This window comes from Pseudoalteromonas sp. T1lg10, assembly GCF_002964545.1.
In the GTDB taxonomy this organism is placed as follows: domain Bacteria; phylum Pseudomonadota; class Gammaproteobacteria; order Enterobacterales; family Alteromonadaceae; genus Pseudoalteromonas.
This window is the reverse complement of sequence record NZ_PQBV01000051.1, coordinates 545,702-569,910: the sequence shown is the minus strand read 5'-3', so window position 1 is coordinate 569,910 and position 24,209 is coordinate 545,702. Positions and strand designations below refer to the sequence as shown.

17 protein-coding genes are annotated in these 24,209 nt (G+C 51.9%); 9 read left to right on the top strand and 8 right to left on the bottom strand.

Features of this window, described 5'->3' with window-relative positions; genetic code table 11:
* Positions 1 to 25: 25 nt before the first annotated feature.
* The 6 genes from C2M17_RS15785 to nirK form a co-directional block, all read right to left on the bottom strand.
* Positions 26 to 1,138 (bottom strand): ABC transporter permease, encoded by a 1,113-nt coding sequence (locus C2M17_RS15785; protein WP_105201660.1) that lies wholly within the window; start codon positions 1,136 to 1,138, stop codon positions 26 to 28.
* Complete coding sequence (locus tag C2M17_RS15780) at positions 1,135 to 2,061, bottom strand: ABC transporter ATP-binding protein (protein ID WP_105201659.1); 927 nt, start codon at positions 2,059 to 2,061, stop codon at positions 1,135 to 1,137. The genes C2M17_RS15785 and C2M17_RS15780 overlap by 4 nt, the downstream gene beginning before the upstream one ends.
* A 13-nt stretch (positions 2,062 to 2,074) precedes the next feature.
* A complete protein-coding gene (locus C2M17_RS15775) occupies positions 2,075 to 3,025 on the bottom strand; it encodes an HlyD family secretion protein (protein WP_105201658.1) in 951 nt (316 codons plus the stop codon).
* Between the two features lie 182 nt (positions 3,026 to 3,207).
* Positions 3,208 to 3,798, bottom strand: a complete 591-nt coding sequence (locus C2M17_RS15770) for an SCO family protein (protein ID WP_105201657.1) — start codon at positions 3,796 to 3,798, stop codon at positions 3,208 to 3,210.
* The gene (locus tag C2M17_RS15765) at positions 3,782 to 4,576 is read right to left on the bottom strand and encodes a formylglycine-generating enzyme family protein (protein WP_105201656.1); all 795 of its coding nucleotides are present in this window, start codon (positions 4,574 to 4,576) and stop codon (positions 3,782 to 3,784) included. Before C2M17_RS15765 ends, C2M17_RS15770 begins: the two co-directional genes overlap by 17 nt.
* Before the next feature lie 13 nt (positions 4,577 to 4,589).
* Positions 4,590 to 5,990: a copper-containing nitrite reductase gene (gene nirK / locus C2M17_RS15760; protein WP_105201655.1), complete on the bottom strand. Its 1,401-nt coding sequence runs from the start codon at positions 5,988 to 5,990 to the stop codon at positions 4,590 to 4,592.
* 329 nt (positions 5,991 to 6,319) lie between these two features.
* Between nirK and C2M17_RS15755 the strand changes: the two genes are divergently transcribed.
* The 8 genes from C2M17_RS15755 to C2M17_RS15720 all read left to right on the top strand — a co-directional run bounded on the left by C2M17_RS15755 (position 6,320) and on the right by C2M17_RS15720 (position 20,283).
* Positions 6,320 to 6,934 carry a response regulator transcription factor gene (locus C2M17_RS15755; RefSeq protein ID WP_105201654.1) on the top strand — a complete coding sequence of 205 codons (615 nt, stop codon included), beginning with the start codon at positions 6,320 to 6,322 and terminating at the stop codon, positions 6,932 to 6,934.
* Between the two features lie 299 nt (positions 6,935 to 7,233).
* Positions 7,234 to 11,859: a carboxypeptidase regulatory-like domain-containing protein gene (locus C2M17_RS15750; protein ID WP_158684057.1), complete on the top strand. Its 4,626-nt coding sequence runs from the start codon at positions 7,234 to 7,236 to the stop codon at positions 11,857 to 11,859.
* Between the two features lie 58 nt (positions 11,860 to 11,917).
* Entirely contained in the window at positions 11,918 to 12,520 is a 603-nt protein-coding gene (locus C2M17_RS15745; protein WP_105201652.1) for a hypothetical protein, read from the top strand.
* Positions 12,521 to 12,823: 303 nt separating this feature from the next.
* Positions 12,824 to 13,042 (top strand): hypothetical protein, encoded by a 219-nt coding sequence (locus C2M17_RS15740; protein WP_105201651.1) that lies wholly within the window; start codon positions 12,824 to 12,826, stop codon positions 13,040 to 13,042.
* A gap of 26 nt (positions 13,043 to 13,068) precedes the next feature.
* The gene (locus C2M17_RS15735) at positions 13,069 to 17,331 is read left to right on the top strand and encodes a carboxypeptidase regulatory-like domain-containing protein (protein ID WP_158684056.1); all 4,263 of its coding nucleotides are present in this window, start codon (positions 13,069 to 13,071) and stop codon (positions 17,329 to 17,331) included.
* 56 nt (positions 17,332 to 17,387) lie between these two features.
* Entirely contained in the window at positions 17,388 to 17,870 is a 483-nt protein-coding gene (locus C2M17_RS15730) for a hypothetical protein (protein ID WP_105201649.1), read from the top strand.
* Between the two features lie 108 nt (positions 17,871 to 17,978).
* Positions 17,979 to 19,436, top strand: a complete 1,458-nt coding sequence (locus tag C2M17_RS15725) for a sensor histidine kinase (protein ID WP_105201648.1) — start codon at positions 17,979 to 17,981, stop codon at positions 19,434 to 19,436.
* Positions 19,426 to 20,283, top strand: a complete 858-nt coding sequence (locus C2M17_RS15720) for a LamG domain-containing protein (RefSeq protein WP_105189242.1) — start codon at positions 19,426 to 19,428, stop codon at positions 20,281 to 20,283. The genes C2M17_RS15725 and C2M17_RS15720 overlap by 11 nt, the downstream gene beginning before the upstream one ends.
* Positions 20,284 to 20,305: 22 nt before the next feature.
* Here the strand turns inward: C2M17_RS15720 and C2M17_RS15715 are convergent, their stop codons facing one another.
* Complete coding sequence (locus C2M17_RS15715; RefSeq protein WP_105201647.1) at positions 20,306 to 22,180, bottom strand: TonB-dependent receptor; 1,875 nt, start codon at positions 22,178 to 22,180, stop codon at positions 20,306 to 20,308.
* A gap of 227 nt (positions 22,181 to 22,407) precedes the next feature.
* Between C2M17_RS15715 and C2M17_RS15710 the strand changes: the two genes are divergently transcribed.
* Positions 22,408 to 23,106 carry a Crp/Fnr family transcriptional regulator gene (locus C2M17_RS15710; protein ID WP_158684055.1) on the top strand — a complete coding sequence of 233 codons (699 nt, stop codon included), beginning with the start codon at positions 22,408 to 22,410 and terminating at the stop codon, positions 23,104 to 23,106.
* A 12-nt stretch (positions 23,107 to 23,118) separates the two neighbouring features.
* Here the strand turns inward: C2M17_RS15710 and C2M17_RS15705 are convergent, their stop codons facing one another.
* Entirely contained in the window at positions 23,119 to 24,201 is a 1,083-nt protein-coding gene (locus tag C2M17_RS15705) for a leucine-rich repeat domain-containing protein (RefSeq protein WP_158684054.1), read from the bottom strand.
* Positions 24,202 to 24,209: the final 8 nt, after the last annotated feature.

Sequence of the window (24,209 nt, the reverse complement as noted above, 5' to 3'; positions counted from 1 at the left end):
CGTTGAGGTTAGGGTACACATGGTATCAATCCAGCCGCTTGGTGAAACGCTTGGCAGCGGCGATAATACCGAAAATGGTAAAGGCACCAAGCCAGAGTGAGTCTTGCCATAAACTGCTGATTTCGGCGCTGCGCAGCACCAGGGCTCTGATCATGCGAATAAAATGCGTTGCGGGCAGGGTTTCAGCAAGCCATTGTGCCGCAACGGGCATGCCTTCATAGGGAAACATAAACCCCGAAAGTAAAATGGACGGCAACAACACAAACAGGGTCATTTGCATCGCCTGCAACTGGTTTTTGGCAAAGGTCGAAATTAACAGCCCCAAGGTCAAACTGGCAGAAATAAATAGCAGAGAACTCAACAAGATCTCCAGAGGCTTGCCATTGATCGGCACATCAAACAGAAAGTGGCCTAAGCCTAAGACGATCACCACCTGAATTAAGCCGACGAAAATATAGGGCACAATCTTGGCTATCATCAGCTCAAGGGGGCGTACCGGGGTGTTAATTAACAGCTCCAGATTACCCCTTTCCCGCTCGCGCACTATGGCAATGCTGGTGAACAGCACCATGGTCATGCTCAAGATGATGGCAAGTAAACCGGGCACTATATTCACCGCAGTTCTGCGGCTGGGGTTGTAGTACAGGGCGATTTCAAAGGTATGGCCGGCACTCACTAATGCCTGTTGGCTATTGGCAGATTTAGGGTCGAGCGTAAAAGGCATATTCTGCAAGGCGGAGATAGCGCCGCCAATAACGCTGTCGGTGCCATCAACCAGCCAGTGCGCAAGGGCCCGCTGTTGCGCCAGGCGCTGATTGATATCATGAGGAATGACGAGTACCGCCCGCACTTCTCCGGCTTGTATGGCGGCTTTTGCCGCTTCTGGGGTCTCAAAGGCTTTTGTAAAATCAACTACCTGGGTTGCGCGCACCGTTTCAAGCAGCAAGCGTCCGGTTTGATTATGGCTTTGGTCGACGAAGGCGACGGGGATATGACGTACATCGGTATTGATGGCATAACCAAACAACAGCAGTTGTATTAAGGGAATAATCACTATCATGGCAAAGGTAAGGCGATCGCGCGTCAGCTGCTTTACTTCTTTGAACATCACGGCACGAATACGGACAAATGAGATCATGCTCGGCTCGCTCCGGTAACGCTCACAAACACATCTTCTAAGGTGGGGCGCGCCAAGGTCAGCTCCACCTGCTGTAATTCCGGGAATTGAGATTTAAGCCATGCGATAGGGTTTGCGACTTGCTCATCGACCAGAACCCTAAGCCGTACTCCTAACTGCGCGGCGGAGCGCACCTGTTTATTGGCAATCAGTTTAGATTTTAACGAGCGCAAGCCAGTAGTTTTAACCTCAACTATGTTTACCCCCATATTGCGCATCAACTCTTCCGGCGAGCCATCGGCCCGTATCACCCCGGATTCCATAATCGCCAAGCGATGGCAACGCTCCGCTTCGTCCATATAGTGAGTGGTGACCAAGATGGTGGTGCCTTGCTCGGATAAGTCGAATAATTTCTCCCAAAAATTACGGCGGTTTTCCGGGTCTACGGCGGAGGTGGGTTCATCTAAAAACAAGAGTTCGGGCTTGTTAATGGTGGCGCAGGCCAAGGATAAACGCTGCTTTTGCCCGCCGCTCATGCCGCCGACAATCTGTTTTTGTAATTTATCCAGTCCGTAGGTTTGCATCTGCTCCTGAGTGCGACTTTTGAGTTTGGCTCTACTGATACCGTAAATTTGCCCCATAAAAAGCAGGTTTTCTGCCACCGTTAAATCTTCATATAACGAGAATTTCTGGGTCATATAGCCGATCCGCAGCCTTAATGCGTCCGCCTGCTTTGGGATGCTCAGCCCTAACACCTCAACCTGGCCAGCAGAAGGAGTGAGCAGCCCGGTAAGTACGCGAATAGTGGTCGATTTGCCGCAGCCATTGGGCCCCAAAAAGCCATAAATTTTGCCTTTTTCCACATTCAGCGAAATATTGTTGATGGCCTTTAGGTCACCAAATTGCTTGGTGACATTATGAGCCTTAATCACTAATTCGCCCATGCTTAGCGCACCCCTAGCGCAGCTTTATCTGCACGGGAATACCCGCAGGCAGGGCGTTGGTGCTCGTCGGTAAGTCAATTTCGGTCAGATAGACCAGGCGCGAGCGATCGCCTTCGCTCATGCTGCGATAGGGGGTAAAAGCGGGTTCCACGGACACCCAGCGAATAATGCCGGCGACCTCATTTTCCACCCCATCGATGCGCACCATTATTTTTGTGCCGGCGGCCATTTTCGCCTTGTATGGCTCGGGAACATACACCCGGGCATAGGGAGTGCTGTTGGCCTGTATGATTGCCACTATACTGTTTTCTTTCACCCGCTCGCCTATGTTGTAGGGGAGTGAGTCTAAAATGCCGTCGCGAGAGGCCCTGATGGTCATATCCGCCAACTGGGCTTGTTTATACTGCACATCCGCTTGCGCCGCTTTGAGTGCAAACTGAGCTTGTTGAATGTCTTCTATCCGAGAACCGCTTTGCAGTTTGTTGAGGCTTTGCTGTGCTACCTCGACAGCCGCTGTGGCCGAATCTCGGGTGGCAATGGCGTTATCCAGCTCCGCTTGTGAGGCCAGGGATTTTGCTACCAGCTCATGTGCGCGCTTCAGCTGCAATTCGGCCTCATGGGCGCGAGCCTTTGCCGAGGCCAGGTTCGCCTCAGCAGCGCGAATGTCTTCTGCTCTTTCGCCATTGAGTAATTTTGTCAGCTGCATCTGGGCTTGCTGCTCAAGCGCCTTGGCCATATCTAAGGTGGCCAATTGCTTTGTTTGATTAAATTCAACCAGGATATCGCCCGCTTTGACCTCGGCGCCTTCGGCAATGGGTTGAGCCGTGATCACCTCATTGGCGGTGGCCAGCAAGGTCACCCTGTCACGCTCAAGAATACCGAAAGCGGTATTTGAGTCGCTGTCGCTGCATGCCATTAAGCTGGTTAGCAAAACGAACCAAAGCGGGATGTATCTTAATTTCATGTAGCTCGCCCAAGGTTAGGAGCAAATTAGTAAATCACGTCCTGTTAGATATAAGTTTAGTTTAAATTTATAAAGGGATATTTTTCAAAAAGTTGCTTTGTCGCCATGGTTGTAGGTCGGGATTTTATCGCGACAAATATGCTCTAAGCAGGCGATGTCGGCGCGAAGCACCGACCTACAATTTATTGCATGTCCACTATGCGGGTCAGGGTTGGCTTGGCCTTATCAACATCGCCAATTTCCTGAAAGACCACTCGACCTTGCTCGTCCAATAGCGTCATTAGATTAGAGTGGGCCACTTCGTTGTCATCGCTTTTTTGGTATTTGATATTGAGTGCCATGGCCAGGGCTCTGACATCCTGAGAGTCGCCCGTTAACAGGGTCCAATGATCGGGTGCCAGCTTGCGGCGCTCGGCAAAGGACTTAAGCATCTCTGGGGTATCCGAGTCCGGAGTCAAAGACACCAAAACAAAACCGACCTCGTTTTGCAGCTCGGCTGGGAGCGATTGCTGCACCTGTTGCATGGTCATCACTATGGTCGGGCAGGTATGCAGGCAGTGGGTGTAAATCAGGCTGACCAACTGTTTTTTCCCCTGCAGGGCCGCTATGTTAAGGGCCTTATTATCCTGGGTTTGCCACTGGCTATTAAGGTGATAAATGGAATCGCCGGGTAGCTCAGCAGTCAGTTCGCCAGCGAGGTCGCCGGCCAGGCTTTTAGCGCTGGAAAATAATAAAAATGTGGATGTTATTAGCAAACTAGTGAATTTTTTCATCTTCTTCTCCGGGTGCTGATGCCGCATTGGCAGCGCAGCGAAAACCTAAATTGGGAAGGGTATATTTGGCCTCTAAGCTACTGCGAAAGCCGTAGCGCATAAAGGCGGCATAATCACCTGGGTCAACGGCGCCAGTGACGCCTGCAGCACAAAATAGTTTGGTATCTATGGCGCTGTCGGCGCGAGACTCGCCGGTCACCAAGGAGGAATTAAAGTCCTCAGTCCATTCCCATACCAAACCATGGAGGTCGTACACCCCCCAGAAGTTGCTCTCGGTCAAGCCGATATCGGCCAGGGCGCCTTGGCTTGGGGTGCTGTACCAGGTTAAGATCTTTTGTTTATATCCAGGCTCTTGTGAGCCATCGGCCTGAGTCTCGCTAGCCAGTGCCGCAAGCTCCCATTCGGCCACGCTGGGCAGGCGTTTTCCCTGGGTCCGACAATAGGCATCGGCAGCAAACCAGGATACATGAGTGACGGGAGCCTTAGGTGCGCTAAAAGGCACTGAGCCTTGCCGTTCCTGCCAGTGTTGCAGGTAGGTAGGCTCGGCAAAAAGCGCCGCCATTCGTTCTTTACGCCACCTCGGGTGGTCTTGGGTAAACTGCCAGAATTCCTGATTGGTCACCGGGTATTTATCGAGGTAAAAACTGGCGACCGATTGCATCGGGCTGTCTTTGCTCATATACAGGGGGCGATAATCGCCGCCGCTCACTAACACCTGCTCACCGGCTCCGCTTAGAGCCAGTGAAACAGATACCAGTAGCAGGGAGGTGCTAAGCATATTCGCTCTTACCTTAATGCGCTTTTTGCTTACGAACCTTTTGCACCTGTTCAACCGTGATCTCACCACCCTTATTATCCCAAGAGTTTAAGATGAAGGTTAAAACATTGACAATTTCGTCGTCATCAAGCTGCATGGCCGGCATCACGCTGTTAAAGCTTTCGCCGTTGACTTTAATCGGGCCTTCAAGACCATGAACAATGGCGCTGATCCCCCGGGTTGGATCTTCGTTAAAGTAGTCGGACTTAGCCAGCGGTGGGAAGGCTTGAGCAATGCCTTGGCCATTGGGTTGGTGACAGGCGGCGCAGTTGGCGTTATAGATACGCTTACCGAAGGTGATCTTATCCTCTTTGCTTTGCGCTTTGGCGACCTGGTATTCCCCTTCTATGGTTTGGATAGCCGAGCCTTCTGGTTGATAGATGGCATCGCTGATCTTACCCGAATACACCACCTTATCTTCTTCACCTTTGACATTGATCATGCCCAGGGCACCCTTGTTAAAGGCGCGGAAGATGGAGTGATCCACCATGATCAAATTGCCTGGTACTTGTACTTTAAAATCGACAATTGCCGAGCCGCCTGCCGGTACCAAGGTGGTTTGAATATTATGGTTTTTGGCGTCGCCACCTTCGATATACACGGTATCGAAAATCTCACCGATAACATGGAAGGAAGACACTAGATTAGGACCGCCATTACCCACGTAGAGGCGGATGGTTTCGCCTACCTTGGCAGTTAAGGAGTTTTCCCCTGTAAGGCTGCCCACGGCACCATTGAAGACCACATAGTCAGCGTTTTCTTCTATGGCTTTTTCCATATCGAAGGGTTGCAGGCCGGCTTCACCGTATTTGCCCTTGGTGTAAAAATCACCCTGCATCACATAGTATTCACGGCCCACCTTAGGCAGGCCATCTTTTGGCTCAACCAAGATAAGGCCGTACATGCCGTTGGCTATGTGCATACCTACAGGTGCCGTCGCGCAGTGATACACGTATAAGCCCGGGTTCAGAGCCTGAAACGCAAAAGTAGAGGTGTGTCCCGGAGCGGTAAAGGATGAAACTGCGCCACCCCCTGGCCCGGTAACCGCGTGCAGGTCGATATTGTGCGGCATTTTTGAGCTTGGGTGATTGGAAAGATGGAATTCAATCTCATCCCCTTCTTTAACGCGAATAAAACTGCCCGGCACAGTACCGCCAAAAGACCAGTACACGTATTCTACGCCATCGGCCATGGTGCCGATTTTTTCGATTGTTTCCAGGTGCACTACCACGCGCGCATTATGATCGCGGCTAATAGCCGGAGGCACATGCGGGGGGGCAGTAAGTACGGCGTCTTCAACGGGGAGTGCTGAAGCTGTGCCAAGGTAGGAATAGGCCGTTATAGCCAGAGTGATCCACAGTGTTTTTACACCCATAGTCCTTACTCCGTGTGTTGTCGGGTTATAACCCTAGTATTTGGTTGTGTGCATATTTTGTTCTTGAATACACACAGGTATACAGGCCCGCGATGTGATGGGACGTGCCAGCTCAGCGATAAATCGAGCACTGCAAAAACTATCCATAACCAGTATTAGCGACTCCTTAAAAACTGGCATGATCCAGATCATCTTTGTTACATATTTAACAAAAGAATGAAGCAGTGGTTTCTGGGTTTGTCAAAATCGGTGGCGGTGGATATTTGTGGAAAAATATGCACTAATAAAATAATCACAAAAACTAAATAAATATTCACGGTGTAAGGCTTATGAGTGGTAGCGAAACCCAAAGTGTGTATGTAGTTGATGACGATCCTGTGGTGCTTGATGCCATTGCCGAGCTGCTGCAATCCGTCGAGTTAAACACCCATACCTATGCTTCGGCGCAGCAGTTTTTCGATGCCTACAACGATGACATGAGCGGCTGCCTGCTGCTTGATATTCGTATGCCCGAGATGAACGGCATGGAGTTGCAAAAGCGCTTAAGCGACATTAATGCCAAGCTTCCCATTATTTTTATCAGCGGCCATGCCGATGTTTCGCTGGCGGTGCGGGCGATGCGCGAGGGTGCCTTTGATCTCATTGAAAAACCATTTAGAGACAATGACTTGCTTGAATGCATTTATGGCGCCTTGAAAAAAGACAAGGAGGCCAGGGCGGGGCAAGCGGGACAGGCTGAGATTAAGGAACGGCTGGCAACCCTAACTAACCGGGAGCGCGAAATTTATGATCTGGTGGTCGCCGGCAAGGCTAACAAGGTGATGGCCATCGAGCTGGGTGTGAGCCAGCGCACGGTGGAAATTCACCGCGCCCGGGTGTTTAAAAAAATGGCCGTGCGTTCGTTGGCCGAGCTGGTACGAATGAACACCCTGCTAGACTCTTAGCGCTCACCTATCCCAGCCCTTAGGTCCCAGCCCTTAGGTCCCAGCCCTTAGGTCCCAGCCCTTAGGTGCCGACGCTGGCCGGTCAGGGCGCCATTTATCTTTTCATAACACATCTTTTTTACATAAATATAACGCTAACTGACTTTTGTCAGTTGGCGCTCGTGTGTTTTCTGTAAATTGAACTGGCCAAGTATACAAAACCAAACTCAATAAGCGCTCGCGTGTGCATCTGCCGCGTCGGGCAAATGCGTTTCCCCCGCCTTAGGGAAACCGACAAACACATGTTGAGGAGGCTTTTGATGAATTTCAAAAAGTCACAAATTAGCTTATGCATCTCCTTGGGTGCAGCAACGTTGGTTGCTGGCCCGGTCAGTTATGCAAAATCGGCACAGCCGATCGTCAATGAAGCTGTGGTACACACCACAACTCGCCCTTTAATTCAGTTGGCCGCAGCGGTCAATAAAGACGCTAAAGCACGTCTTCAGATCGGTAAAATGGATGCCATCAGCGGTGAAGTGTCGCATAAAACCAGCGAAGTGATTCAAAACTTCGAGCTGCCGTTTGTAACCAGCGAATCGCAAAAACATGCATCCACATTAGACGCATACAGCAATCTATCCATGCTTGAGCCGTTTATGGCGGCGAAAAACGTGCAAACCGACTTTGCCGGCGATACCATGCCGGCGCCGCAGTTAAGCTTTGACGGCGTCGATAACGTCAATCGCGTAGCACCGCCCGACACCGTAGGTGATGTCGGCCCGAATCACTATGTGCAAATGGTGAACGTATCGTTTGCGGTATGGGATAAGCAAGGCAATATGCTGATTGAGCCAACCCCGACCAATGCCCTGTGGAATGAACTCGGTGGTATCTGTGCAGCGAACAACGATGGCGACCCCATTGTGCTGTACGATCAATTTGCCGAGCGTTGGATGGTGAGTCAGTTTGCCATCAACCCAAGCGATTATCATGAATGTATCGCCATCTCCAAAACCTCGGATCCGACCGGCGAGTGGCACTTATATGACTTCAAAATCAGTGAAGTCAAAATGAACGACTATCCGCACTTCGGTGTTTGGCCCGATGGCTATTATATGTCGGTCAACCAGTTCTACCTTGATGGTCGTGAAGATCAGTGGGGTGGTGCCGGTGTCGTTGCCTTTGAGCGTGATAAAATGTTGCGCGGCGAATCGGCGCGAATGATCTATTTCGACGATCCACACCCGGTGCTCGGTGGTATGTTACCGTCCGATCTCGATGGTATGACGCCGCCGCCAGAGGGCGCGCCGAACTACTTCTTGCAACCCATCGATGAGTCGCAAGGTTACGACAGCGACGAAATGCATGTCTGGGCCTTTAAAGCAGACTGGGAAAACCCAGAAAACTCAACCTTTGAGCAGGTGGCCGCGGTGCCGGTGACCGGTATGGATTTCAGCAGCTGTAGCGGCGGCTGTATTCCGCAGCCGGGTGTATCAGCCGAAAACTACCTGGATAAAATCCCTTACCGTCTTATGAACCGCCTGGCGTATCGTAACTTTGGCGATCATGAATCTTTGGTGGTGAACCACACGGTTTATACACCAACGGAAACCGGTGCCGCTCGTTGGAGCCCGCGCTGGTATGAAATTCGTAATCCGAGCACCGAAGCCGTACTGCATCAGCAGGGCAGTTATGCGCCAGATGGCGACTCGCGCTGGATGGGCAGTGTGGCCATGGATGCCATGGGCAATATGGCCCTAGGTTATACCGTAAGCGGCGAAAATACTTATCCTTCAGTACGTTACACCGGTCGTTTAGCCTCAGACCCTCTTAATATGATGGCTCAGGGTGAGCAGGAAATAGTTGCTGGTGGCAGCTCACAGCTCGGTGCCAATGGCCGTTGGGGTGACTACAGCTCTATGAACATCGACCCGGTTGATGACTGTACCTTCTGGTATACCCAGGAATATTACGGCGACACCAACCCGGGCGGCATTGACTGGCGTACCCGTATCGGCTCGTTCAAATTCCCTAACTGTACCGCAGGCCCAACAGGTACCCTAAAGGGTCACTTGTATGGCAGTACCGGGGAACCTTTAGCGCAAGCGCAGATCAGCGTAGGTGCCATGACTACCTTTACCGATGAGTCTGGTTACTATGAAATTCTGGCCCCGGTAGGCGAATATGATGTCGCCATGGTGGCTTACGGTTATGCGCAGGTCGACTTCAGCGCCATCAATGTGGTCAAAGATGGCACAAAAGTGGTTGATGCCACCTTGTCAGAGCTACCGAAAACCACACTAGTGGGTCGTGTTGTCGATGGTTCAGGTCATGCCTGGCCAATTCCAGCATCTTTAACCCTGATGGGCGATCTAACCAAAGATGTGAACTTCAGCAACGACTCCAGCACCGGCGAATTCAGCATTGAAGTATATCAAGGCTGGCCTTATGCCATTAAGGTTGCTTCACTGGGCGAGGGCTATGTTGCTCAAGAGGTGAAAGTCGATACTTTGCAAACCAATGATCTGGGTGAAATTGCCCTGATGGTTGACAGCAAAGCCTGTGTAGCTCCGGGCTATCAGTCTTTGGGTATTGTTGAAGATTTCGATGTCACGGCCTTCCCGCCGGCCGGTTGGAACGTGGTAAATAATGCCAGCAGCGATGAAATTATCTGGAAAACCAGCACCGACTGGGCACGTCCTAACTATACCGGTGGCAGCGGTCATGCCGCGGCTATCGACAACGACCGTTATGGTTGGGGTCGTTACGACTCGGATCTGATCACGCCTGAGATTGCGGTTAGCGATCTGAACGGTGTAACCAGCTTGCAGTTCAAAATGGACTTCGTTGGTGGCATCTACGGTGGCTCCATGCTGGATATGGACATCAGTCTTGACGGCGGTGCCTGGAATACGGTGCTGAGCTATGGCAATACCATGCGTGAATTCCGCGTCGATTATGACCTGGCCGAACACCTGGTAGGTGCGCAGAGTTTCCGTTTACGTTGGCGTTATCACACAATCTGGGACGGAGAACAGTTCGATAACTGGGCCCAAGTCGATGATGTGACCATAGCCCAAAGCTGTGCCAGTGTTGAAGGTGGTCTGGTATCGGGACACGTGCTGGATGCCAATACCGGCGAGCCGGTGGCTAATGCGGTCGTCAGTACGGACAAAGGTCGCAGCACTTCAACCAAAGCCGATGGTAGCTATCTTCTGTTCACCGATCTGGGTGACGTAGAATTAGCGGTGAAACAGGCCGGTTATACGCTACAAAGTGAGACGTTGAGCGTGGCGGTCAATGAAGTGCTAGAGCAGGACTTCACGCTTAATGCCGGTAAATTGGATGTGGATACGCAAACTCTGGAGCTGTCTGTGACCAGTGGCCGTAGCCTATCAACGGCGTTGAATCTCGCCAACAAGGGTTCGGATGTATTGAACTTCAATATCGAAGAAATCAATGCGGCGCCGCGCCAAGACATGGTAGGTCCTGCGTTTGCTATCGGTGGCCGTAAGTTTGGCCCTAAAGATCTATGGGACTTAAACACCCGTGATATTCGTGTGCCATTTATCTTCCCTGATGCACCGAAAATGAATGCCGAGCTGGTACAAAGCTGGCCGATCGACCTGGTTGCCACCAATGGTGTTGCCTTTGACCAAAGCACCGGCGATCTATGGCTCAATAACCTGGGTGTATTCGGTGGTGACGATAAAATCTATCGCTTTAAAACCGACGGTACGAAAACGGATCAAACCATGGATGTGAGCCCCTTGCTAAGCACCCGTGGTGCCCATGCCGGCATGGCGTTTAATAAGCGTACCGGTAAGCTCTGGCAAATCATCGTCGGTGGCGACCGTTGTATCTATGAATTCGATACCAACAGCCTAAGCGCTACCGGTAACCGTATTTGTCCAGATCTGCCTAGCTCGCAACGTGGCCTGGCGTACGATCCCAATGGCGACCAATTCTTCTCTGGTTCGTTTATTGATGGTCTGGTACACCGTTTTGCCAGCGATGGTACTTTGTTAGAGTCGACCGATGTGGGTCTGCCTGTGGCCGGTCTAGCCTTTAACCCGGCAACCAATCACTTGTTTGTCGCCGCTAACAGCTTTGCGCCTATGGATATCGATATCTATGTGCTGGATGTAAGCGACGAATACCGTGTGGTCGGTGGTTATTCAGTACCTGGCCGTGCCGACGGCGGTGGCTCTGGTATCAGCCTGGATTGCGACGGCAACCTGTGGGTATTGGATATCGAAAGCCAGCAGATGATCCAGATTAAATCTGGTGAAACTGGGGTATGCGAATTCAAAGAAGTGGACTGGTTAAACTCGACGCCAAGCAAGGGTCAACTTGCTCTGGAACAGATGCAGCAAGTACAAATCGATGTTGATGCCAAAGACATGGAGCCTGGCTTCTATCAGGCACAATTGTTGATGGCCAATGATTCGCCTTACCTAGCGCAAAATGTATTGGTTAACCTCAACGTACTTGAGCGCACCCCCGGTGAGTTGGGCTTTACCGTGAGCCAATATCGCGTGAACGAAAACCAAGGTTCGGTGACTTTGACCGTATCTCGTCAAGGCGGCAGCGATAATGCCCTAAGCGTAAGCTATGAAACTTTGGATGCTACGGCGGTTGCCGGTAGCGATTACCAAAGCGCCAGCGGCCAATTACATTGGCAAGACCTGGACGACGGCGACAAGGAAATCACCATTGCCGTGATGAACGACGGCGAGAAAGAACAGAGTGAGTCCTTCTCCGTGCGTTTGCACCAGGTTGACGGCGGCGCAACGCTTTCAAGCCAGGTATTGGCAACGGTTGAGATCGAAGACGCCAAGTCTAAGAGCAGCGGCGGTAGCAGCCACCCATTTGTACTAATGCTACTGGCCACGTTAGCCTTGTTTAGACGCGGCCACGGTCGTGCGCTAAAGACTAACGCGTAAAGTAGTACCCTGTAACTAAGGAGCTCCTAGAGCTCCTTATTTCCCTTAGGAGTTAACCATGAATAAATTACTTCTTATCGGTGTTTTTTGCCTAGCTGCCGGCGCTCTTTCCGCACCGGTTGAGGCGCAAAGTTGGCAAGCGATGAAGCAGGAGAAAAAAAGCAAGATCAATAAGTTACACGCTTTTAATAGCGAGCAGGAGCGCCTGGTTGTGCGCTTTTTAGATTTAAACGCTCAGGTGCAGCAATTAGCGCTGCAGGTGAGTGATGCACAGCAAACATCCCCGGCGCTGGAGCCAAGCGGTCAACATAACCTGGATTTCGACAAAGGCAGTTATTATTTTGTCGACCACTTAAGTACACAGCTAACCCAATTAGCCGATGCCAATAATGCGCTGCTGGCGAACTTCGGCACCGCCGCCGCAGGAGGGAATACTTCCCTACAGGCTCGTTACCTGGCTCTACGTAAGCAGTTGCAGGATCTGACGGTGCAACTGAATGAATTTGAACATCGCAGCGAAAAGCTGCTAGTGTCGGCCTCGCCATTGTTAAAGCGAAAAATCCATGCTTCCCTGTCCAGTGGCTTGTTGTTGGCGGCGCAACTGCCGGCGCAACTTAAGGACAACACCACCTTGACCCTTTCCTTGGAGGCCTATCGTTAATTGATGGCCGAGCGTTAAACATCCTCTTTCCATGTTCTCCGGGCTCTTCAATTGCTGATGTGGCCCGGAATTTTCCCCCGCAAATTCATACCCCTAAGTTAAAAACAACAAGTAAACAAAAATAACATCCTGTTAACTGATAATTGTCAGTTACAGCCCGACGATAGTTTCGTACTTTGGCATGAGTATACAAAAGGCACAAATGTAACGGCTATTTACACGTATCTAGATCGCATAATTTCGAGTTTGGTTACCGGCAGTGCGAATACGTGAGTCATAAAAGTAAATAACAGGAGACTTTTGATGAACTTCAACAAGTCAAAATTGCAAAGCTGTGTGCTTATTGGCTTGCTCGGGCTAATAGGCAGTAATCATGCCTTTGCCGAGATGCCGCAGGCTCCAGTGGTTGGTGAGTCAGTCAAGAATGTAACAAGCCAGAGTACTAGCAATGCAGCCATGGCGTTAAAACCGGTGAGCCCAACCTTGCCACCGCGGGTAAGGCGCCGCTTTCAAAGTCAGTAACAGGCCAGTTCGAGGATCAGCTCGAATTGTATAACGCACAACAACAAAGCCTGGTTTCAATGGCTTTAGATGGATTTTCCGATCCCCTGGTACAAACTACGCTGGGTGAGCGAGCCATCCCCGAACCCAGTCTTAACCTGGATGGCCAGGGCGCCGATTGGGGCGATGCCGCCGTACCGGATACCAGTTTAGATGTAGGCGCCAACCACGTAGTGCAAGTGGTCAACATGTCCTATGCGGTATGGGATAAGAACGGCCAATTAGTTCAAGGGCGTACGCCAACTACACAGCTTTGGCAGGAGCTTGGTGGCGTGTGTGCCGATCCAGATGCCAAGCCACCGGCTATTGTCGGTTGGACAGCGCAACAAGACCGCGATGGCGCGGTCCTGTATGACGTTTTAGCGGATCGCTGGTTACTAAGCCAAACTGCGTTTGACGGCGCCAAGATGCACCAATGTGTGGCGGTGTCGAAAAGTGGCGATCCCACCGGCGAGTGGCATCTTTACGATTTTATTGCCACCGACTCGAAATGGTATGACAAGGCGCAATTCGGTGTCTGGGGCGATGGCTATTATATGGCCGCGCCACAATATTCTCCTGTCGACAAGTCTAAGCAAGGGATGGCGGTTGTGGCCTTTGAGCGTGAAAAAATGCTCCATGGTCTAGCGGCACAAACCTTGTATTTCGACCAAGCCCATATGCACAACGCCTTACCGGCGGATATGGATGGCATGCGCGCACCACAGGCAGGCTCGCCTAACTACTTTATGCAAATGCTCGATGATCAGGTTCATGGCGTTGCCGCGGACGCATTGCAGCTGTGGGGCTTAGAGGCCGATTGGCAAAACCCGGAGCAAAGTAACTTTGCCTTGTTAGCGACCTTGGCTACCGAGCCTTTCGATATCGATCAAAGCTGCGGTAAAACCTGTGTTGCTCAGGACTCCTGGGGTGGCGACAGCTATAACGCCCTAAACGCTCATCAGCAAGCGCTGATGTACCGTTTGGCTTACCGCAATTTTGGCGATCATGACAGCCTGGTGGTAAACCACACGGTGGCAACCGGTGATAAGCATTTTGGTGTGCGCTGGTATGAAGTGCGTAACCCAGGTAGTGAAGCCACTATTCATCAGCAAGGCACCTATGCGCCCGATGCCGCCAGCCGTTGGCTAGGCACTATGGCCATGGATGCGGTGGGCAACATTGCTCTAGGCTATAGCGTTTCCAGTGCCGATATGTTGCCGGCGATGCGTTACAGTGGCCGTTTAGCCAGTGATCCTCTTGGCCAACTTGGCTATGGCGAAGGCAGCGTCACCGAAGGTTTAGCACCTCAGGTGAACTCGTTCGACGGCAGCTGGGGCGAGCGTGCGCAAATGACCATCGACCCAAGCGATGACTGCACCTTCTGGTTTTCCAGTGAGTACGGTGCTGACACCGATTTCGAAACCCTTTGGGGAACACGCATCGCAAAATTCCAGCTCGATCAATGTCAGGCCGAGCCGCAAGGCGTGGTCACAGGTGTGATACGTGACAGCGAAACAAATGCAGCACTGGCAGGCGCCGAAGTACGTTTTGGCGACTACAGCACCATAGCCGATGCACAAGGCGTCTATACACTGTCTTTACCTCTGGGTAGCTATGAATTTAAGGCACGTGCTTATGGTCACCCGATGACCAACTTGGGGTCGGTGCAGGTGGCCAGCGAAGGTGAGTTAACTAAGGACGCGTCTTTGGTTTCCCTACCCAAGGCAACCGTTAGTGGTAAGGTGGTTGATGGTTCAGGTCACGGTTGGGGATTACCGGCAAGCTTGCAGCTAAGCGGCGAGTTGGTGCCTTATACGGTGATCAACACCGACCCCATCAGTGGTGAATTTACCCTCGATGGTTACGCCGGATGGCCAGTAAACCTGATGGCATCGTCCGTCAGTTATAATCCTCAAAATGTGGCGACTCAGGCCAATGGCGATACCGAGCTAGGTAACATTGCCCTGCAGGTGAACAAGGATGTGTGTGTCGCTCCCGGTTACAATAAGGCCGATAGCAGCACCTCCTCTGTGGTCGAATTTGAAGATGTGAACTTCCCACCTACGGATTGGACCGTTGTCGATAATGCCGGTACTGGCGTGGTGTGGAAAACCAGTGAGCAATGGAGTCGTCCTAACTTAACCGCTGGCAGCGGTATGTCGGCGGCGGCGGACAGCGACCGCGGCGGTCGTAACCTTTACGATACCGAGTTGATCACTCCTGTTATCTCTGTTGCTTCGTTGCAAGGCTTTGAAACCGTGAGTTATGAGCAGGCCTTTAAGGCGTATGCCCAGTCGGTGTTCGATTTTGATATCAGCGTTGACGGTGGTCAATGGCTGAACATTCATAATCTGATCACAGACAGCATCGGCAAGGTCGTTGTTGACTTGGGCACTTACCTAGATGGCGCTGAGAGTTTCAGACTAAGATGGCGTTATTACACCCTGAGTGTTGATAATGCCTATGACTGGTATGTGCAAATCGATAATGTTGAGTTCGGTTTAGGCTGTGGCTTTGCCGAGGGTGGCTTGCTGGCAGGGATGATCACCGATGCCAACACCCAGGCCCCGTTAGCGCAAGCTCAGGTACAAAACCAGCAGGGTAAGGTTACATTAACCGCTCAGGATGGCTTCTATCGTCAGTTTAATGCCGCCGGTGAGCAGAGCATGAGCATCGCCCTTAGCGGCTATGCGCAGGCCGAGCAAAGCGTAAGTATTGCCAACGATCAGGTCAGCGAGCTTAATGTTGCCCTTAATGCAGGTCTGCTAACCAGCTCGGCGCAGGCGCTCGAACTGGATGTGGTTGCCGGACGCAAAGTTGCCAGCGATATCACCTTGGCTAACGAAGGCAGTTATGGGCTTAACTACAAGGTTGCTGAAGTCGCACCACCCAGTGGTGATAACCCGAGTGAGGCAAGCCTGGGCGATAACCAGCAAGCACAGGCTTTGAACATTGCCCGCCCATATGGCATGGTGGTTGATAAGGTGACCAACAGCGTTTGGGTTAACAGTGCCAAAGCCTTCGGCGGTGACAACAAGCTCTATCGTTTAGACGAACAGGGCCAGAAAACCGGCGATGTAATCGACCTGAATCCGCTAGCGGCAGGCGATGATCTGGTTGCGGATCTTGCGTTCAACACCCGCACCAACACCGCTTGGCAGGCCATTTTCAGTGATGCAAACTGTATCCATGAGCTTGACCTTAACGCCATGCAGTTGACGGGCAAGCGCGTGTGTCCAGACCTGGACGGTAATGGGGTTGGCGGCTTGGCCTATGATCCGCATGCCGATCAGTTACTGGTCAGTAGCTACAATGCACAGAAATTGTATCGCGTGAACTTCGATGGCAGCGTCAGCGCCGAATACGACCTTGGTCTACCTGCCTTTGGTTTGGCCTACAACCCGAATGTTGGTCATCTGTATGTCAGCGCCAATGGCGAGAATGGGGTAGGCAGTGACAAGGCCGATCAGATCTTAGATCTGTACGTTGTTGATTTGCACAACGAACTAAGCCTGGTTGGGGCAACGCGTGTAGATGGTATGAATAGCTTTTCGCAAGCGGGTCTAGACCTCGATTGTGATGGCACCTTGCATGCCATGGACCTGGTAATGTCGCGCACCTTTAGCCTTGCCTCGGGGCAGCAACAGGTGTGTGCACAGCCGCAAGCAAGCTGGTTCACCTACTCCGAAGATGGTGGAGCGTTAAATGTCGGCGAGCAACAGGCCCTGACCTTGGGTGCCGATGCGGCCGCCTTGGCTCCGGGTGTCTACCAGACCACCTTGTTACTGCAAGACGATACCGCCTACGCGGCCCACGAAATTGCCGTAACCCTGAATGTGAACGAACCCGTGTTGGGCGAGTTTGGCTTTGCGGTGAGCGCCTATGAAGTTAATGAAGGTGACAATCAAGTCGTGGTGACGGTACAACGTACCGGCGGCAGCGATGGCGCCGTGGCACTGAACTATCAAAGTCTTGATGGCACAGCTAAAGCGCTGGCGGATTATCAACCTGCGTCGGGCATGCTGTACTGGGATGACCAAGATGGGGAGGCGAAGTCCTTCACCGTTAAGCTGGTGGATGACGCCGAGGTAGAAACCATGGAGTCGTTTAATATCCTGCTCAGTGCCGACGATGAGACGTTATTGAACGCCGAGGTGGTTACCACGGTCAAAATAACCGATAACGACAAGCAGAAGGGCAGCAGTGGTTCACTGTTCCACCTACTGTTCATGCTAGCAACGTTAACTCTGGTTCGCAGAAAAGCGTAAAACTAACCCTAAGGCGCCGAGTTTCGGCGCCTTATTTGCTTTAGGAGACAGTTATTATGAAAACCTTTAAGCCCGGATTATTAATTGGCATGACTGCGTTCATGACCCTCAATGTAAGCGCACCCGTTTTTGCCCATAACGGCGAAGTTGACACCAACCAAAGCAAGCCTCCTAAGGTGACAACTAATGTCAAACCTGAAAAGGAAGCACAGCCTGAACAAGGGGCTTCTAATCCGGAGTGTGAGGGCGAAACCAGGGTGATCCCTTTGCATCAATTGCCCGTGGAGCGCAAACTCAATGAACAGAAAACGTCTATGACTGAGCAACAAAAGCCGAACCAAACACAGCCTGCCAAGGCTAAAGTAGCTGCTAATGCGGCCAAGGGCGAATCAAAATCGCTACGTGATATCAGCGCCGAGGAGCGTCAGCAAGAGTGCGCAAACGCCAAGCCCGTTAAGGTGATGCCCATTGGCCGACTGCCGGTAGAAAACGCCATCAGCAAGCAGAAAAAGGACCAAAAGGATAAAGGAAACAATTAATTGTCGCTGTGTTTATAGTGGCTGTTTGCGCCATTTAAGGTATGGTAAAGAGAGTAATACACCGCCTTGGCGCAGGCTAAGGGGGGTAGTCAGTTGAGGACTCATACCATGCGTACCTTTTCTTCCCGGCATAGAACGGTCAGGCGGCTGATCCTCTATATCATCCTGTTTAGCTCGGCGATCACTCTAATATCGTCGGCGCTGCAACTGTACTTGGAATACACTCAGGGGGTGGCGGAGATCAATGCCGAGATCCATCAAATCAAAGACAGTCAGCTTGAAAGCATTGCCCTCAATGTGCAAGACCGCAATATACAGTTGCTCCAGCTGCAACTTGATGGACTGGTTAAACTGCCTGGGATCGAGCGTATCAGTATTGTTACCACCGACAGGGTGAAATGGCGTGCCGGTGAGGTGATGTCCAATGAAATTATCGATGAACGTTTTGTCTTGTATCAGCATGGCAGGGAGCAAGAGCCGCCCCTGGGGATTTTGCAAATCGTGGTGGGTCTGGATGAGTTATATAGCCGCCTCACCGACCGAGTGTATTTTATTGTTATCAGTAATGGCATTAAAACCTTTTTGGTGGCCGGTTTTATCCTCTATCTGTTTCAATACCTGGTCACCCGTCATCTCAGTAAAATCAGTGACTTTGCACAAAACCTGACCTTTGATAAGCCTATACCACCCTTAGTTCTGGATAGAGATGCGAAGGAAAGAAACGCTCCGGATGAGCTGCAAACCGTGGTGAGCGCCCTCAACGGCATGCAATTACGTCTTGGCGATGAGCTGCAAAGACGCCAAGAAGCAGAGCAAAAACTATTGGCCAGTCGCGACCAAATCGCCCACCTCGACAGGCTCAACAGCATGGGTGAGATGGTCAGCACCATCACCCATGAAATCAATCAGCCTCTAACCGCCATTGCCAGTTATGCCCAAAGTGCCACCCGCCGTATCGACAACGCCCGTCCCGAGCAGCAGGCTGAGCTGCAGCAATGGTTAGCGACTACCTTAAAGAAAATTTCCGAGCAGGCGCTGCGCAGTGGCAAGGTGCTGCAACGGATCCGCAACTTTGTGAAATTGCGGGCCATGGATATGCAGCGGCTGGATGTGAATACCATGCTTCGCGAGGTGAGCGACATGGTGGAGACCACGGCCAACAGTAACCAGGTGAGCCTGGTACTCGAATTCAATCCGTCGCCCTTGTATGTCGAGGGCGATCCGGTTCAGTTGCAACAGGTGAGCATTAACCTGATTAAAAACGCCATTGAGGCCAGTCACCCGGGCGCTCAGGTGGTTATTTCTACCTGCCTTAACAGCGAGAATAATGAGGTGGAGTTGTGCATTCACGATGAGGGCGTGGGGGTGAGCGGCGAGGACGTCGAGCATCTTTTTGAACCCTTTTATACCAGTAAGAAGCAAGGTATGGGCGTGGGGCTGTCAATCAGCTTGGCGATTGCCAAGGCGCACAATGGTACCTTGAAGTATCAGGCCAATGCTCAGGGCGGATGCGACTTTACTTTGACCTTGCCTGCCGTTGGCGAGGAGGTGGCTTATGACGTTTAAAATGAGCTTTGCGCTGCGAGTGACCCTGCTGCTGTGCGCCATTTTTATCATCATAGCGGCCTTAGCGTTTTCTCAGCTGCAGCGAGTTGAACAAACACAGGTTGAAGACGAATTATCCAAGGTGTTGCAGGTCAATTTACACGGTCACTCCAGCTATTATTCCTTTGAGGGCGAGGGCGACCAAGTACTGGATGACTTTGCCAGCTTTTGGCCAGGGACCTTGCACGGCGCCGTGCGCAGTGCCGGTAAAACCGGCAAGGGTCTAGACTTCTCGGTGCATCAGGACGCTCATATGGGCGTGGATATCTGCTGTAAAATTGGTAAGCCGCTGTCGACTACGCGTTGGCGTGAGGTGACCTTTGAAAATGGTGGCATCAGTATCGCCATGTGGCTCAAGCCCCTGGCCCTGGAAGACAAGCAAATTTATCCCTTGTATGGTGGCTGGTATGGCGATGTACAAAGTAACAAGCTCAGGGTGGTAGACAAACGCGTAGAGTTACTGATCTACTCAAGCTCCGGATACCAGCCAAAATCAGTGGTTAAAAGCAACACTCGCCTGGTAAACGGCCAGTGGACGCACGTTGCTGTGGTGCATAATGGTAAACAAGCGCGGCTGTTTATTAACGGCGAGCTTGATGCCGCCCAAGACGCCAACATTAGCGTTAGCTCTATCGTCAATGATGTGTTTTTAGGAGGGATCCCCAAGCAACATGCCACCCAAGGCAAGCATGCCTTTGCCGGCGTTATCGACGACTTTTTTATGTCGGAACTAATTTTAACGGATAAAGAAGTCAACGCATTGTTTAATAAAGACAAGCTGGCGGCACAGCAGTTGGGCGAAAACTAGCACCTAACTGCCCCGATAGCGCTTAAAACTGGTAGCTGATGGCAATGCCCACGTTTCGCCCCGGCGCGTAGGGTGCACTGTCATCGGCGCTGACGCGATAGAGGCGATCACCGGCATTGTCGAGCCACAGACGTACCTTGGTTCGTTCATTGAGCTGATAGGTCAGCTTGGTCGAAAGCAAGGTATGGCTGGGCAGGGGTAACTCGGAGGGCCCCACCTCGTCCTTGGCACTGCGTAATGTTACACCCAGATCCCATTGCCAACGGTCGCCCTGGTAGGTCGAAGTGAGTTTATGTTCGCCGGCGCCAATGTCGGCAAGGGGGCGACCCTGTTCATCCTCGCCGTTAAGCCACTGACCACCGAGGCCGAGGGAGAAGTTGTCGGTTACCTGAAATGCCGCCTTGTATGCCAGTCCTTTAATTTTCCCGGAGCCAACATTGATATAGCGACGCGTATCGGCATCGATATCGATGCGCTCGATATAGTCGTCAATGTGCTGGGAAAAGGCGCTAAGGCTCCAATTAAAATCCGATTGTTGGTAGGATAGCTTGGCTTCAAAGCCCAGGCTTTGCTCCGGCTCAAGGTCGAGATTGCCTTCCACGCGGCCGCGGGGGGGTTCACCAAAAAAATAGCTTTCCGTCAACGCCGGCTGGCGAAAGGCCGTACTGGTGATAAACTTCGCCGCTAATTCGGGCGTGAGTGCCCAGCTAATACCGGCAAAGCCACTGACATTGGTGTCGTTGCGGCTCCCTTGTTGTGCCTTGGTTTTACTGTAATCGAGGCGGCCACCAAGCAACAGGTCGATGTTATCCAGGCTACGGGTCGCATCGTACACAAGGGCGCCCTGGTACTGGCTGGCGTCCAGCACGGTGTCGCTGCTGGTTAGGCCCGAGGCTAAATCAAGCTCATTTTCTGTGGCTTGCACCTGGGTTCTGGCATCGAAGGACAAACGCCATTTGCCCTCCCAATCGCCAAAATATTGATAGCCGTAAAGTGCCGCCCCATAATCCAAGGATGAATTACTCAGGCTATTGATGCGCTTGTTGGGGCGCTCAATATAGGTATCGAGATGGGCATTGTGCACATAGACATCGGCATAAATCTGGTCAAAATCAAACTCCGCCTTGGCTAAGAGATGATCATTTCGTGGGTAGAGGGTGCGTTTCTTGCTCAGTGGCGAAGCACTGGCCTTACCCAGATTGTTGCCTTCGCTATAGAGCACCCAGGCACGCGTGAGGTAGGGAAGCTCAAGGTCGGCACTTAAAAACACATTGTGATTTTCGTAGCCGTTGTAGATGCTGTTGCCATCGGCGCTTTCGCCTTCATCGGCTGTGCGGGTCGACAGTCCCCAGGAAATGCCTTCCTTGCTCCCTTGCCAGGCCAGATGTTGCGCCTGGTTATTGCTTTGCCATTGGGCATCCAATTGTTGAGCCTCGACGCGGTTCAGTTTGATATCCACGGCACCGCCCATGGCTCCGGAGCCATAGTAGGTTGAAGCGGCGCCAGGAATGACCTGCACCTGTCTAATTAACGCCGGGTCGATAAACTCGGCGGCGCTGCCGGCGCGACGATCGCCATAAATGGGAATGCCTTCTACCAGGGTTTGCACTCGCCAGCGGGAAAAGCCGCGCATGCTGTACATTTGCATCATGCCGCCCTGACCGTTGAGGGAAATGGTCGGTTCCTGCGCCAGCAATTCTGACAATTGCAATGGCGAGCCCTGGGCTTGCTGCGGGTCGATGTGCTGGACCTCGATTAACTTCAGACTGGATTGATAAAAGTTCGAGGTGCTGCTGAGCACCTCAATATGCTCCATGCCATCGGCGTGGGCAGCCACAGTGACAAATCCTAGAGCGGATAAAACTAAAGGGGTGAGTGCGGTGCGTATTAACTTCATGGGCAAGGCCTCGACCTAAAAAACAACTGATAAGGCACGCTACCATGTTCACTTTTACGTCAATATAAGTAGTTTCCGATCCCCCATAGGTACATCTACGCATAGCGAGCGCCCCATTGAATTGGCTAAATTAGCAGCATGCAAGACACGAACAGCGAATTGAATGTAGCGAGGCACCCATGATTGATCACAACATGCCATTGAACACTGTGAATTTGGAGCTGGCTATGCAAGGAAGTATTTTTAACCTGTTGGCACCTAAGCTGGGCTTAGGCAAGCAGGCCAAGGCCGCTCAGAAGACACCTCAGGTGCGCCTAAGCGAGCTGGTAAAGGGCAGCAAATCCCTTGACGCCGAGCAGCACTTGTTCCGCCAAGAGGATGAATTTAAAGCGCTTTACCTGGTGCAATCCGGTGCATTCAAAAGTTATCGACTAACGACCTCGGGCAAGGAAGTGCTCACCGGGCTGTATTTTCCCGGCGATGTTATTGGCGTTGGCGGTTTGGCACAGCAGCAACACTTTTATTCGGTGTCGGCGTTGCAGGACTCGCGAGTGTGCGAAATTCCTTTTGCTCGTCTGCTACAGGACTCGGTTGCCAACTCCGATGTATTGCTGACCATGCTAAGTCTTATCAGCCAGGAGTTTTCCGCCGATCAGCACCTGCGTCAACTGCCGACCAAAAGCATTAAGTCGGCCGTCGCTTCCTTATTGCTGAACCTTTCCTCGCGCCTGGGCAGCTCAAGGGTGCCGACCCTGTGTTTTGAGTTACCCATGAGTCGTGCCGATATTGCTAATTTACTGGGTGTGTCCTCTGAGGCGGTCTGCCGCGAGTTCACCCGCTTAAAGCAAGAGGGCGTACTCGAGGTTAAGCGTAAAAAGATCTACATCAGTGATATCGATGAGTTATACGCCCTGGCCAATGAGTAAAGGGCGTATTGGTTAGGCTGGCTCATCAACTATGCATAGACTTCTTCTGAGCTCATCCATATAGTCCCAACTTGGGTGCAGGCGCGTTTTTAACGCGTCGGTGCCCATACTTTTCAGCGCTGCCGGAGCAGTTATCTCGGCCGTAGGATTCCCCCAAAACGCATAACTGCCAATCGAGGTAACGGAGTCGGGCAGGATCACCTCGGTGAGCTCGTTACTATCAAAGGCGCTGGTGCCTATATGGATCAGCGAGTCTGGCAGGGTGACGGCCGTTAGGTGTTGGCAATCAAAGACATGAGGGGCTATGCTGGTGACCGAATCGGCCAGGGTAATGGCCTTACGCTCGCCGCCATAGGCAATCAAGGTGCGGTTAGACTCTTCCCCATAAATAAAGCCATGTGTGATCTTGCCGTTTACCTTTTCAATTCGGTTATAGCGAAACGCGGAATAGTGAATATGCTCCAGTGTTTTTGGCAGGGTGATGGCCGTGAGGGTATTGTGCTCAAAGGTGCCTTCATCAATTCGTGTCACCGCCGCGGGAATAGCGACCGAAGTGAGCTTGTTGACCCGAAAAGCATCCGCCCCCAAATGACTCAGCGAGTCGGGCAGATTAACCTGGGTCAGCTGATTGTACTCGAACGCCCCGGCGTCAATCCTGCTCAGCGTGTCCGGTAAATCTACGCTTACTAACTCATTAAATCTAAAGGCATCTTCGCCAATGTGTGTCAGGGCTGCGGGCAGGCGAACGCTGCTGAGTTTGCTGTCCCAAAAGGCGCGCTTGCCGATGTGGGTGACCGAATCGGCAATAATGACCTTGGATAGCCGGATACGCTCAAACGCAGACGGCGCGATGCGGGTGATACTCACCCCATCGAGATTACTGGGAATACGTACTGCAACATAATCCGACCAGGGGGTGCGTGGGCCGTATTCGCCCTGGTATTTGACCAAAGTGCCACTGGTGCGATCTAGGATGACATCCTTGATTGTTAGCGTGTAAGGGGTATAGGTGTAGGTGACAAGGCCAGGTAAAACAATGGCCAATAAGGGCACTAAAACAAACACCAGGGGTTTACTTAATCGGCGTGATTTCATTTTTTCAT